Here is a 13508-nt window from a genome sequence, read left to right as displayed (position 1 = left end):
GGCTCTGGGCCCTGCGCATCGACGAGAGGCATGCCCATGCAGGAGGCGGCACACATGATCCAGCCCGCCCCGGCCACCCGTTGCCTAGCGCTCCTATCGCTTGCCACGCTCCTTACCAAGGGCGCGCGCTAGGACACCTCGTCTCTCGCACGCGTCCGCGTTCCCATCTTGGAACCCTTGCCTCGCGTGCGTCACCGTCTCCTTCCCCTGCATCACGCGAGCCATACGGTTCCCCGTCAAGGCCTTGACAGGTCTTAGAGCAGGAGGAAGCCATGACCCGCAAGATCGCCATCTTCGACACCACGCTTCGTGACGGGGAGCAGTCCCCCGGTGCCAGCATGAACACCGAGGAGAAGCTCATCATCGCGCGGCAGCTCGTGCGCATGAAGGTCGACGTGATCGAGGCCGGGTTCCCCATCTCGAGCCCTGGCGACTTCAAGAGCGTGAGCGAGATCGGTCGCATCGCAGGGGATGACTGCGTCGTCTGCGGTCTCACCCGCGCGGTCGACAAGGACATCGACGTCGCGGCCGAGGCGCTCAAGACCGCCAAGCGCCCGCGCATCCACACCGGACTGGGCGTGAGCCCCACCCACCTCAAGGAGAAGCTCAAGATCTCTGAGGACGAGTGCGTCGAGCGGGCCATCCACTGCGTGAAGTACGCCCGCAACTACGTCGATGACGTCGAGTTCTATGCCGAGGACGCTGGCAGGTCCGACGAGGACTTCCTCGTCCGCGTGATCCAGGCGGCCGTCAAGGCCGGTGCCACCGTGGTCAACATCCCCGACACCACGGGCTATTCCATGCCGTGGCAGTTCGGTGCCCGGATCGAGGACCTGCGCGAGCGCGTGGACGGCATCGAGGACGTGACCATCGCCGTCCACACCCACAACGACCTCGGCATGGCGACGGCGCTGGCGCTCGATGCCGTGGCCAAGGGGGCCACGCAGATCGAGTGCACCATCAACGGCCTGGGCGAGCGTGCCGGCAACACCGCCATGGAGGAGGTCGTCATGGCCATCCGCATGCATGGCGACGACCTCGACGCCCACACGGACGTGGTCACCCAGGAGCTCTGCCACGCCTCCAAGCTCGTGAGCTCCATCACGGGCATCAACGTGCAGCCCAACAAGGCCATCGTGGGCGCGAACGCCTTCGCCCACTCCTCGGGCATCCACCAGGACGGCGTCCTGAAGGCGCGCGACACCTACGAGATCATCGACCCGGCCGACGTCGGCGCCGGTGGCTCGCAGATCATCCTCTCGGCCCGTTCCGGCCATGCCGCGCTGCGCCACCGCTACGCCGAGCTCGGCTACACCTTCGCCGACGAGGAGTTCGACAAGATCTACCAGGCCTTCCTGGAGGTGGCCGACAAGAAGAAGGAGGTCTACGACGAGGACCTCGAGTCGATCATCCACGAGCGCGACCGGTCGACCAAGGCCATCTGGAGCCTCGACGCGGTGCAGATCAGCTGTGGCTTCCCGCTCACGCCCACGGCGACCATCACGCTCACCGACGAGGACGGCAACACCACCACCGACTGCGCCTATGGCACCGGCCCGGTCGACGCCGTCTACAAGGCCGTCAACAAGATCGTGGGCGTCTCGAACGACCTCACCGAGTTCTCGGTCAAGGCCGTGACGCGTGGCATCGACGCCCTGGGCGAGGTCACCATCCGCGTGACGGCTGCGGGGGGCGAGGTCTTCACCGGTCGCGGGAGCGACGGCGACATCATCGTGAGCTCGGCCAAGGCCTACCTCAACGCCCTCAACCGCCTGCTCACGTCAGAGCGCGAGACGGGCGCGGAGTAGTCGCTGGTCGTTACCGAAGCAACCGTAGCCCGCTGGCTGTCCTATGACCCGGCAGGCGATGGGGTCGGTCTGCGAGGTCCCGAGCGAAGGCCTCGCATGCCGACCCTTGCTGACGCAGAAGGATGAGAGGAGAACCACATGGCACGTCCTATGACAATGGCAGAGAAGATACTGGCGGCCCATGCCGGGCTCGATGAGGTGCGCCCTGGCCAGCTCATCGAGTGCGACCTCGACCTCGTGCTCGCCAACGACATCACGGCACCCATCGCCATCAAGGTGTTCGACGAGCTCGGTGCGACGGAGGTGTTCGACCGCGACCGCGTGTGCCTCGTGCCTGATCACTATGCCCCCAACAAGGACATCAAGAGCGCCGAGCAGACCAAGACCATGCGCGAGTTCGCCCATGCCCATCACATCACCCACTACTACGAGACGGGCTGTGCCGGCATCGAGCATGCGCTCCTCCCCGAGAAGGGCGTGGTGGGCCCTGGCGACCTCATGATCGGTGCCGACTCCCATACCTGTACCTATGGGGCGCTTGGGGCCTTCTCGACCGGCGTGGGATCGACTGACGCCGGCGTGGGGCTGGCCACGGGCCGTGCCTGGTTCAAGGTGCCCTCCACCATCCGCTTCCAGATCGACGGCGAGCTCGCCCCTGGTGCGACCGCCAAGGACATCATCCTCTACGTCATCGGCATGATCGGTGTCGACGGAGCGCTCTACCAGGCCATGGAGTTCACCGGCTCGGCCATCCACGACCTGTCGATGGAAGGCCGCATGACCATCTCGAACATGGCCATCGAGGCCGGCGGCAAGGCCGGTCTCATGGAGGTCGACGACGTCGCGCGCACCTGGCTCAAGGACCGCACGGAGCGTCCCTACACCGAGTACCACTCCGACCCGGACGCCGAGTATGCCCGTACCATCAAGATCGATGGTGCCGATATCGTCCCGACCGTCGCCTGGCCGCACCTGCCCTCCAACACGCGCCCTGTCACGGAGTCACGCGACGTGCGGATCGACCAGGCCGTCATCGGCTCCTGCACCAACGGTCGCATCGAGGACATGCGTGCGGCGGCCGACGTCCTGCGCGGCCGCACCGTGGCCGATGGCGTGCGCTGCATCGTGATCCCGGCCACGCAGGCCGTCTTCAAGCAGTGCATGGACGAGGGACTCGCCGACGTCTTCGTGGACGCCCACTGCGTCTTCTCGACGCCCACCTGCGGCCCCTGCCTGGGTGGTTACATGGGGATCCTCGCGGCGGGGGAGCGGTGCGTCTCGACCACCAACCGCAACTTCGTGGGCCGCATGGGCGACGTCACGAGCGAGGTCTACCTGGCCGGCCCTGCCGTCGCCGCGGCGAGCGCCGTCGCGGGCCACATCGCCCTGCCTACGGACCTCGACTAACACTGCCACGCGACGCCTCCGGGCGCCACCACGAGAGGAGCTGCCATGCACTTCGAGGGAACGGTCTTCCGCTACGGGCGCGACGTCGACACCGATGTCATCATCCCCGCGCGCTATCTCAACACGTCAGACCCGGCCGAGCTCGCACAGCACGCGATGTGCGACCTCGACCCCACGTTCGCGACCACGGTCAGGCCCGGTGACATCATCGTGGCCGAGGAGAACTTCGGCTGTGGCTCGAGCCGAGAGCATGCGCCCGTGGCGCTCAAGGCCGCCGGCGTCTCGTGCGTCATCGCCAAGAGCTTCGCACGCATCTTCTATCGCAACTCGATCAACACGGGCCTCGCCATCATGGAGTGCCCCGAGGCCGTCGATGCCATCAAGGCCGGCGACAAGGTGAGCGTGGACGCCGACTCCGGCACCATCACCGACGAGACGAACGGCCAGAGCTTCTCGGCCCAGCCGTTCCCACCCTTCATCAAGGAGATCATCGATGAGGGAGGGCTCGTGGCACACACCAGGCGTACCCTGGGCGAACGGGAGTGACGGCCCTTGGGGCCTAGGCCTTGGCGGTGAGTCCGACGATGCCGAAGGCCCCAGGCCCGCAGTGCGACGAGATGATGGCGCCGGTCTTGACCCACTCGACCTCGTCGAACCCCCGACGGCCCACCATGCCCTCCACCACCGCACGGATGTGATGGTCCGGCTTGTCGCCGACGGAGTAGATGAAGGTCACACGACCGGTGTCGAGCGGCTCGTGATCGAGGAAGTGGTCGGTGAGGTCGATCGAGCACTTGTACATCGAGCCGCGGCGCTTCTCGGTCGCGACCAGCTGCCCATCGACGATCTCGACCGTCGGCTTGATCCGGAGGAGCATGGCGCCCAGGAAGGCCGCGTTCGACAGGCGCCCGCCTGCGCGCAGGTAATCAAGGTCCCCGGGGATGAAGGCCATTCGGATGCGGTCGACCTGGTCTGCCACGAATGCATCGACCTCGCCGATCGTGACGTCAGGGTTGGCGCGGAGCCAACGGGCCACGTTGGTGACGACCATGTGCAGGCCCGACGAGACGCTCTTGGTGTCGTAGGCGTGGACATAGCCACGTCCCTCGGCTGCGACCAACGCGGAGGCATGGCTCACCGTGGTGATGGCCGAGTAGGCGAGGTAGATGATCTGTGCGCTCGGATGCTCGGTGTGGATGCGGTCAAAGGCGAGCTCGAAGTCATGGGGCGAGCAGCCCGAGGTGTGGGGCAGCTCGCCGGTCGTGCGGTAGTGGTCGTAGATGACCTCGGGATCGAAGCTCCCGTCATCGTCCCGGCTCTCATCGCCGAACGTGACGTGCATGGGGACGACGACGATGCCCTCCCGGGCGGCGCAGTCGCAGGTGATGTCCGAACCGCTCTCGGTGACGACGATGTACTCAGACATGGGCGCTCCCTCAGAGAGACGAGGATGACGTGGCTAGGACGGAGATTCAAAAACAGTCTACGCTCAATGGCAGCGATACGCTGGCACGACGGGATGTCACCTGAGCGATGGCATGGCCCGGTTCGAAAACGTGGGCGGGCGGTGTGCCTGGGCGAGCCATCGGTGCTCCCGCATACGCTACTCTGGTCAGAAGCAAACTCGAAGATTGGTGATCATGATGACAAAGACCTTCAGGATCTGCACGCTTCCCGGCGACGGCATCGGCCCCGAGATCATCGCCGAGGGCAAGAAGGTGCTCGCAGCCGTGGGTGCCAAGCACGGCATTGCCTTCGAGTGCACGGACCAGCTCATCGGCGGTTGCGCCATCGACGCGACGCGTGCGGCAGGCGAGAGGCCCACGGCGTTGCCCGAGGCGACGATGGACGCGGCCCGCGCGGCCGACGCCGTCCTGCTTGCCGCGGTGGGCGGCCCCAAGTGGGACACGACCGAACCTGGCGCGCCCCGTCCCGAGCAGGGGCTCCTGGGCATCAGGAAGCAGCTGGGACTGCACATCAACCTGCGGCCGGTCCAGATCTGGTCCGCGCTCGCCGACGCGAGCCCGCTCCGTCCCGAGCGCCTGTCCGGCGTCAACATGCTCATCGTCCGTGAGCTCACGGGGGGCCTCTACTTCGGTGAGCGCGAGCGTCGGGAGAACGTGCCCGGTGCCGGCCTGGATGGCGCCGCGGGCGTCTACACGTCGGACAAGTGCGAGTACACCGAGGGCGAGATCGAGCGTGTGGTCCGCTTCGCCTACGAGGCGGCCGCAAAGCACGAGCATGGCCGTGTGACCTCGGTCGACAAGGCCAACGTGCTCGAGTGCAGCCGGCTGTGGCGCAGCGTCGCGCATCGCGTGGCCGCCGAGTACCCCACGGTCGCCTCGAACGACATGCTCGTGGACAACTGTGCCATGCAGCTCGTGGACAACCCTGGCCAGTTCGACATCCTCGTGACCGAGAACACCTTCGGTGACATCCTCTCGGACGAGGCCTCCATGCTCACGGGGTCGCTCGGCATGCTTGCGAGCGCGAGCCTGGGCGAGGGCACGCCCCTGTTCGAGCCCAGCCATGGCAGCGCGCCTGACATCGCGGGGAAGGGCATCGCCAACCCGCTCGCCCAGATCCTCTCGGTGGCGATGCTCCTGCGTCACGGCCTCGACCTTGACGAGGCGGCCGACGAGGTCGAGGCGGCCGTGGGCGCCGTGCTCGATGACGGTTGGCGTACGGTCGACATCGCGGATGCCACCACGCCGAAGGACCACATCCTGGGCACGGTCGCCATGGGGGATGCGGTGGCGGCGAGGGTCTAGCGCCACGGGTCGCTCAGGGGCGGTCCTGTCCCACAAACCAGTCGGGTGGATAGTGCCTCATGAGGTCGTCGCGGGTCAGCTGCCAGCCATCGGCAGCCGTGCCCGCGGCGGCCTCTTCCGTCTCCGCGCCCCCCAGGAGGCCCTGCTCCTCGAGCATGCGGAGCAGCTGCCCGCCGTCTATCAGCGAGACGCCCGTCTCGGCGGCATAGGCCTGGGCCTGGGAGCTGTAGCGCGACGTGGTCATGAACAGCAGGTGGGGGGCCAACGCCCCGTCAGGTCCCTGGTCTGCTCCCACGAGCTTCTGCACGAGGGGACGTCCCACCACGGTGCCCTGCGAGAAGCACTTGCACTCGACGAGCATGTCGAGGACGTCCCCACGCCTGCAGACGATGTCATAGCCACCGTCGTTGGATGCGGGCGTGACCTCGCAGGTATGACCCTGCGAGCGCAGCAGGTCGGCGCAGAGCCGCTCGAAGCCGGCAGGCTCGTCGGCATAGGCCCGGCATATGTCCTCGAGCGAGTCGAGGGCGCCCCGTCTCGTCCGGGTCCGCCCCATCCGTTCCGCCTTGAGGCGCTCGAGTGCGCACGGCTCGATGACGGCACCGCGACGGCGCAGGTCACTGACGAGGCCAGCCATCATGATCGGGTCCGTGCAGGTGAGCGTGTAGGAGTCGAGGTCGAGCTGACAGGTGCCGTGGTGCGTCCCCCTGTCGTTCGAGCGGTCGTCATGGGAGCCGTCCCGGTTCGCCCGTGCCCAGCGGGGGAAGGCGAGGACATAGCTGCTCCCCTGTGACTTCGCGCGACGTCGGGTCAGGTGGATGCCTCGTCCCGGCTCCATTCCGAAGCGCGTCCGGAACTCGCGTGAGAGCCTGCGGGCGCGGAGGCGCCTGACGAGCCGGATGCCGAGCACGACCAGGAGCGCCGCGAGGGCGAGGCAGGCCACGGGCATGAGCCATCCCGCCAGGCCAGCTGGAGCTTCCGCCATCTCGTCCCTCTCGTCCGCGCTTACCTTGTGTGCCTGCCGATCAGGATAGCGCAGGGCTGCCTGGCTGGTATGCTGGGGCGTGTTGTGGCACGTCGGCATGCGACCCAAGGAGGACCCATGGCAAGGCCGGAGGACATCGAGTGCGTCCTGTTCGACTTCGACGGCGTCATCTGTGACACGGAGGTCCTTGGCGCCAGACGCAACATGGCCACCCTGCGGCGGCTCGGGCTCGATCCCACCACGGAGCAGGTCGAGGCCCTGGCTGGCACGGCAGGCGAGGACTCCATCCCGGCCCTCCTCGAGTCCCTCGGGTCCGACCTCACCTACGAGCGCTATCTCGAGGAGGATGCCGACGGCGTCGACATCTATCGCGACCTCGAGCTCGCTCCCATCCCTGGCGTCGTGCGCCTGGTCCGCTCGCTCCGCCGCTCCAACATCCCGGTGGGGCTCGTCTCCACCACGAAGGCCTCAGACATCCTCTTCGCGCTCGACCGCCTGCATATGGCCGACCTCTTCGACTCGGTGGTGTGCGGAGACATGGTCGATGCCTGCAAGCCTGACCCTGCCTGCTACCTGGCGTCGATGGACAACCTCGGGGCCATGGGCTCCGCGACCGTCGTCTTCGAGGACTCGCCGAGTGGGATCGCCGCCGCCAACGCGGCCGGTGCCTATGTCATCGGGGTCAAGGCGGGCTCGGTCGTGCAGGACACGTCCGCCGCCGACGAGTCGATCGATACCTTCGAGGGATTCTCGCTCGCGGGGCGCTGATGGAGAAGGTCAGGCGGCTCGCGGACTCATCGTCCTTCTGTAAGCTCCTTCTGGTCGGCTGTGCGCTCACCTGGGGGTTCTCGTTCTTCGTGATGAAGGACGCCGTGAGCCAGTTCCCGGTGTTCCTCCTGCTCTCGACGCGCTTCGTCTCGGCGGCCCTCATCATGCTCGTGGTCTTCCGGCGTCGGATCCGTGCGCACCTCGACAGGCAGACGGTCGTGGCAGGTCTCGTCATCGGTGTGTTCTCGTGGGCGGGCTATGCCTTCCAGACCTTCGGCCTCACGCTCACCACGCCGGGCAAGAACGCCTTCCTCACGGGATGCTACTGCGTGCTCGTGCCGTTCTGCATGTGGGCCGCGCACCTCGGCAGGCCCGAGCGCCACAACGTGATCGCGGCCTTCGTCTGCCTCTGCGGCCTGGGCCTCGTGGCGCTCGACGGCGGCCTCCCCCTCAACCTGGGCGACCTGCTCACCCTGGTGGGCGCCGTGTTCTATGCCTTCCAGATGGTCGCCGTGAACCGCTGGGGACAGTCGCACGACGTCTGGGCCATCACGTTCTGGCAGTTCGTGGTCATGGGCGTGGCTTCGGTCGCCTGCTCGCTCGCGACCGAGCAGGCACCCCCGGCCTCCGTCTGGAGCGCGAGCAACATCTGCGTGCTGGCGTTCCTGGCGGTGGTCTGCTCGTTCGGCTGCCTGGCAGCCATGAACCATGCCTTCACCAAGGTCGATCCCACGGCAGGGGCGCTCCTCTCGTCGCTCGAGAGCCCGAGCGGCGTGGCCTTCTCGGTGGCGTTCGCCGGCGAGGCGCTGACGCCGAGGCTCGTGGCGGGCTTCGCCCTCATCTTCTGCGCCATCGCGTTCTCGGAGGCGGGGCCTGCCATCGTGGAGGCGCTACCGGGAAGGCGCGGCAGGGCACAGGGGTAGCGCGAGGGAACGAGGCCGAGCGGGGGAGCTCACCCCTCCTTGCCGGAGTTCACCGTGATGATGCCGGCGCACACGAGTGCCAGCGCCACGAAGGTGAGGACCGTCACGGGATTGCCCTCGTCACCCAGGAGCAGCAGCGAGAGCAGCACCCCGAAGACGGGCGTCATGAACCCATAGACGGTCACATGGCTCACGTCGTTGTGGGCGAGCAGCACGCTCCAGGTGCCGTAGGCCACGGCCGAGACCATCACGAGCCAGGCGAGCGTGCCCGCCTGCGGGAGCGTGCTCACCGAGAAGCTCCCGCCGAGGGCCACCCCTATGCACGTGAGGGCCGCCCCTCCCATCACGAACTGCAGGCCGCACATGAGGATGGGGTCCGTCTCGGTGGAGTAGCGCCGCACGAAGGGGCCGGCCAGGGCCGTCGCCACGGACGAGAGCATGATGAGCCCCTCCCCGAGGAAGGTGAAGCCGATGCCGTTCGAGAGGCTGCCGTAGTCTGCCACCACGAGCCCGGCGAAGCCCACGACGCAGCCCAGCACCTTGCGCTCCGTGAGGCGTTCCATGCGGAAGAGCAGGCATGCCGCCAGGAGCGAGACGAACACGCCCAGCCCCTGCACGAGCGATCCGGTGACGCCCGTGGCGTGGGCGAGCCCCACGTAATAGAGCAGGTACTGGCCGAACGTCTGGAACAGGCCCACCACGGCCGCATGGCGCAGGTCGAGGGCACGTGGGCGTGCGAGCGTGCCATGCCTGCGGGCGAGAAGCGCCCATGCGATGGTGACGCAGGTGCCCGAGAGCATGAAGCGGATCCCCGCGAAGAGCAGCTGGTTGCCCGTCTGGTCCGAGTCGATGCCGAAGAGCCCGAAGCCGATACGCGTCACCGGGACGGCCGACCCCCAGAGCAGGCATGCCAGGCAGGCGAGCGCGGCCACCACGAGCGGGCGGGAGAGGGGGTCATGGGTGGTGTGGGCCGCAGCCTCGGGCGTCACGCGTTCCGCCATGCCTAGAGGTTCCCGGCGAACTCGACGAGCTCGGCCACGTCGGCTGCCGAGGTCGCCCATGAGCAGGTGAAGCGGACCACGGTGTGCTCGGCGTCAGGCCAGAAGAAGCTCTCGCAGCTGCAGGCCTCACAGAGACGTGCAGCCTGCTCGTTGGTGACCACGAAGAACTGCTGGTTGGAGTCGCTTGCGACGTAGGGCTTGAGGCCGGCGGCCACCAGGCCGTCGCGCAGGGCGCAGGCGCACCCGTTGGAGTGCTCGGCAAGCTGCCAGTAGAGGCCGTCCTGCATGAGGGTCTCGAACTGCACGCCCAGCAGGCGTCCCTTGGCCATGAGGCCGCCACGCTCCTTCACGAGGTAGGGGAAGGAGCGCTTGAGCATCGGGTCGTTGATGACCATGGCCTCCCCGAAGAGGGCCCCGTTCTTGGTCCCCCCGATGGTGAAGGCGGCGCAGCGCCGCGCGATGTGCGTGAGGTCGAGGTCGGAGCTCTCGGCGGTGAGGGCACAGCCCAGGCGCGCCCCGTCGAGGTAGACCTTGAGGTCATGGGAGTCCGCCCAGTCGCAGACGGCATCGAAGCGCGCGCGGGTCCACACGCCGCCGAGCTCGGTGGTGTCTGAGATGTAGACCACGGCCGGACGGGTCATGTGCCTGCCGCACGAGGTCTGGGCATGCCAGACGCGCTCGGCCTCGGCGGGCGAGAGGAACCCGTCCGCGTCCTGGGTGGGTAGGACGCTCCGTCCGCAGGCGGCGATGGCACCGGTCTCGTGCACCACGATGTGGGCGTCCTTGGTGCAGACGACGCCCTCGAAGTCGCGGAGCATGCCCGTGACGCCGACGAGGTTGGCCGAGGTGCCGCCGATGCAGAACTCGACGTCGGCACCAGGTGCGGCGCAGGCCTCGCGTATGAGCTCGCGCGCATGGTCGCAGTGGGGGTCTCCCTCGGTATAGCCCGGGCACTGCTCGGCGTTGGTGGCGATGAGGGCCTGCAGCACCTGGGGCGCCGCCCCCTCGGAATAGTCGTTGTCGAACATGCGCATGCGATGCTCCTGTCTCGCTGGGTCGTCCAGGACATTCTAGCGGTACGGGCTCATGGGCGGCATGGGGCCCGTACGCTGCCCGCTTCTGTTTCCGATGTGCTACAGGACGGCGTGGCCCCTGTGTCGCGAGGTACAATTCTTCGCTAACCCGCAGCGTCGTTGCGGGTGTCCCAAGCAGTGGAGGAGCACAGCATGGAGAAGAAGAACCTGGACTGGGGTAGCCTGACCTTCGCGTACCAGAAGACCGACTACAGCTATGTCTGCAACTACCATGACGGCGCATGGGAGGAAGGCGGTCTAACCACCGACCACACCGTCACGCTCTCCGAGTGCTCCGGCATCCTCCACTACTGCCAGGAGTGCTTCGAGGGTCTCAAGGCCTACACCACCGAGAACGGTGACATCGTCTGCTTCCGTCCCAACCTCAACGCCAAGCGCATGGCCGACTCCGAGGCTCGCCTCGTCATGCCGCAGTTCCCCGAGGACAAGTTCGTCGAGGCCGTCAAGCAGGTCGTCAAGGCCAATGCCGCCTGGGTGCCGCCCTTCGGCTCCGGCGCCACGCTCTACGTGCGTCCGCTCATGTTCGCGACGGGCGAGGTCATCGGTGTCAAGCCTGCCGACTCCTACCAGTTCCGCATCCTGGTCACGCCGGTCGGCCCCTACTTCAAGGGTGGCGCCGTGCCCATCGCCATCCGTATCCCCGACTACGACCGTGCCGCGCCCCATGGCACCGGCAACATCAAGGCGGGCCTCAACTACGCGATGAGCCTGTACCCCTACGAGCTCGCACACGAGGCCGGCTTCAACGACAACCTCTACCTCGACCCCGAGACCCATACCTACGTGGAGGAGACCGGTGGCGCGAACATCCTGTTCGTCGACAAGGACGGCACGCTCGTGGTGCCCAAGTCCTTCACGGACTCGATCCTGCCCTCCATCACCCGTCGCAGTCTCGTCTATGTGGCCCAGAACATCCTGGGCATGAAGGTCGACGAGCGTCCGGTCAAGTTCCAGGAGGTCAAGGACGGCAAGTTCGTGGAGGCGGGCCTCTGCGGCACCGCTGCCGTCATCTCCCCGGTGGGTGAGATCGACGACCACGGTGACACCACCGTCATCGGTGCCGGCATGGAGAAGCCTGGCCCGGTCATGACCAAGCTCCGCGAGACCCTCACGGGCATCCAGTCGGGCAAGATCGCCGATCCCGACAGCTGGATCTACAAGATCTGCTAGTGCCGGCTTCGTCCGATGGCGCAGAAGGGGCTCGGCTGTCATGGCCGGGCCCCTTTCCCTATATGTCGGGAGACCCAATCGGTGCCGTAGTGCCTCGATGGGGTTCAGGCGCGAGGCACGCCGTCCTTCCGCTTCTGGGAGCAAGCCCGCGCGCGAGGTCACTGCTCCGCGGGGGCCGAGCTCGCGGTCCTCGTGCGACCTTGCTCTATACTTGACCACGCTGTATCGGGCCGCGCCGCGGCCACACGTGAAGGGACACCGCTCATGGCACAGAAGGCACAGGGTACCGAGGACCTTATCGGAGGGTACATGCGTGCCTGGCAGCGCATGCAGGACGTGGCCCGCGACCTCTTCGATGCCTACGGCTTCGACCTCATGGAGACCCCTGCCATGGAGCAGGTCGACACCTTCGTCCATGGCATCGGCGAGTCGACCGACGTGGTGCGCAAGGAGATGTTCCGCGTCTTCTCGGGTGCGCTGCTCGAAGGCGTGTTCTCGGCCGGCGGGGAGTCGCATCTCAAGCCTCGCCAGCGTCTGGCGCTGCGTCCGGAGGGGACGGCCGGCGTGGTGCGCTCGGCCGTGGAGAACAACCTCGTCCCGCAGGGCGGGGCGCCGGTGAAGCTCTGGTACGCCGAGCCGATGTTCCGCGGCGAGCGTCCGCAGAAGGGGCGCCTCCGCCAGTTCCACCAGGTGGGCATGGAGTGGCTCGGGGCACCTGACCCTGCGGCCGACGCCGAGTGCATCATCATCCTCATGGAGTTCTACAAGCGCCTCGGGCTCGATGCCTCCAAGCTCCACCTCATGATCAACTCGATGGGCGATGCGGCCTGTCGCCCCGCCTACCGCGACAAGGTCCGCGCCTTCATCCTCGACCACGCCGACGAGATGTGCGAGGACTGCATCGAGCGCGCCCAGATCAACCCCCTGCGTGCGTTCGACTGCAAGAACCCGCACTGCAACGAGGTGATGGAGGGCGCACCCAAGCTGCCCGACTCGCTCTGCGACGACTGCGCGGCCCACTATGCGCAGGTCAAGCGCTACCTCGACGAGGCAGGCATCGCCTATGACGAGGACCCGACGCTCGTGCGTGGCCTCGACTACTACACCCGGACCGTCTTCGAGGTCGAGTATGCGGGTGATGCCAACATCGGTGCCATCGGTGGCGGCGGTCGCTACGACGGCCTCATGGAGCTCGAGGGCGGCAAGCCCACCCCAGGCATCGGGTTCGCCGTGGGCTTCGAGCGCATCGTGCTCGCGCTCGAGGACGCTGGGGTGGACCTTGCGGGTGAGGACCCCTCCTGCGTCTATGTGGCGAACACCGAGGCAGACCTCCGCGAGAAGGTCTTCCCGCTGACGCTCGCCCTGCGCCAGGCCGGTATCCGCTGCGAGGCCGACTACCAGGGCCGCTCGCTCAAGAGCCAGTTCAAGCAGGCCGACAAGCACCATGCGCGCGTCTGCGTGGTGCTCGGTCCCGACGAGGTGGCCGCCCAGACGGCGACCCTTCGTGACATGGCCACGCACGAGCAGGTCACGGTGCCGCAGGCCCAGCTGGTCGAGAAGGTCCAAGAGCTCCTGGGGTAA

General features: G+C 67.2%; 12 protein-coding genes. 8 read left to right on the top strand and 4 right to left on the bottom strand.

The window, feature by feature from the left end:
• The first annotated feature begins 272 nt into the window (after positions 1-272).
• The 3 genes from LKE50_00540 (at position 273) to LKE50_00530 (ending at position 3761) form a co-directional block, all read left to right on the top strand.
• Entirely contained in the window at positions 273-1808 is a 1536-nt protein-coding gene (locus LKE50_00540; GenBank protein MCH3967132.1) for a 2-isopropylmalate synthase, read from the top strand.
• A gap of 138 nt (positions 1809-1946) precedes the next feature.
• Positions 1947-3215: a 3-isopropylmalate dehydratase large subunit gene (leuC, locus tag LKE50_00535; GenBank protein ID MCH3967131.1), complete on the top strand. Its 1269-nt coding sequence runs from the start codon at positions 1947-1949 to the stop codon at positions 3213-3215.
• Positions 3216-3260: 45 nt separating this feature from the next.
• On the top strand, positions 3261-3761 hold the full coding sequence (locus LKE50_00530; GenBank protein MCH3967130.1) for a 3-isopropylmalate dehydratase small subunit: 501 nt from the start codon (positions 3261-3263) through the stop codon (positions 3759-3761).
• A 13-nt stretch (positions 3762-3774) separates the two neighbouring features.
• Here LKE50_00530 and LKE50_00525 read toward each other — a convergent pair whose 3' ends face one another.
• Entirely contained in the window at positions 3775-4641 is an 867-nt protein-coding gene (locus LKE50_00525) for a DegV family EDD domain-containing protein (GenBank protein MCH3967129.1), read from the bottom strand.
• Positions 4642-4855: 214 nt separating this feature from the next.
• Here LKE50_00525 and leuB point away from each other — a divergent pair, with 214 nt between their 5' ends.
• Positions 4856-5986 carry a 3-isopropylmalate dehydrogenase gene (gene leuB / locus LKE50_00520; GenBank protein ID MCH3967128.1) on the top strand — a complete coding sequence of 377 codons (1131 nt, stop codon included), beginning with the start codon at positions 4856-4858 and terminating at the stop codon, positions 5984-5986.
• A gap of 13 nt (positions 5987-5999) precedes the next feature.
• On the opposite strand, the gene LKE50_00515 is transcribed toward leuB, so the two are convergent.
• Complete coding sequence (locus LKE50_00515; GenBank protein ID MCH3967127.1) at positions 6000-6971, bottom strand: restriction endonuclease; 972 nt, start codon at positions 6969-6971, stop codon at positions 6000-6002.
• Positions 6972-7088: 117 nt separating this feature from the next.
• On the opposite strand from LKE50_00515, the gene LKE50_00510 reads away from it, so the two are divergent.
• Together LKE50_00510 and LKE50_00505 are read left to right on the top strand one after the other, a co-directional pair.
• Positions 7089-7739: an HAD family phosphatase gene (locus tag LKE50_00510; GenBank protein ID MCH3967126.1), complete on the top strand. Its 651-nt coding sequence runs from the start codon at positions 7089-7091 to the stop codon at positions 7737-7739.
• A complete protein-coding gene (locus tag LKE50_00505) occupies positions 7739-8662 on the top strand; it encodes a DMT family transporter (GenBank protein ID MCH3967125.1) in 924 nt (307 codons plus the stop codon). Before LKE50_00510 ends, LKE50_00505 begins: the two co-directional genes overlap by 1 nt.
• 29 nt (positions 8663-8691) lie before the next feature.
• Here the strand turns inward: LKE50_00505 and LKE50_00500 are convergent, their stop codons facing one another.
• A complete protein-coding gene (locus LKE50_00500) occupies positions 8692-9663 on the bottom strand; it encodes a DMT family transporter (GenBank protein MCH3967124.1) in 972 nt (323 codons plus the stop codon).
• Positions 9664-9665: 2 nt separating this feature from the next.
• Entirely contained in the window at positions 9666-10697 is a 1032-nt protein-coding gene (locus LKE50_00495) for a beta-eliminating lyase-related protein (protein ID MCH3967123.1), read from the bottom strand.
• Between the two features lie 192 nt (positions 10698-10889).
• Between LKE50_00495 and LKE50_00490 the strand changes: the two genes are divergently transcribed.
• The gene (locus LKE50_00490) at positions 10890-11927 is read left to right on the top strand and encodes a branched-chain amino acid aminotransferase (GenBank protein MCH3967122.1); all 1038 of its coding nucleotides are present in this window, start codon (positions 10890-10892) and stop codon (positions 11925-11927) included.
• Between the two features lie 264 nt (positions 11928-12191).
• Positions 12192-13508 carry a histidine--tRNA ligase gene (hisS, locus tag LKE50_00485; GenBank protein MCH3967121.1) on the top strand — a complete coding sequence of 439 codons (1317 nt, stop codon included), beginning with the start codon at positions 12192-12194 and terminating at the stop codon, positions 13506-13508.

The sequence above is a fragment of the Atopobiaceae bacterium genome, assembly GCA_022483015.1.
GTDB lineage: Bacteria > Actinomycetota > Coriobacteriia > Coriobacteriales > Atopobiaceae > JALCUE01.
The sequence above is the reverse complement of the archived record's forward strand: the minus strand, read 5'-3'. Positions and strand labels throughout refer to the sequence as shown.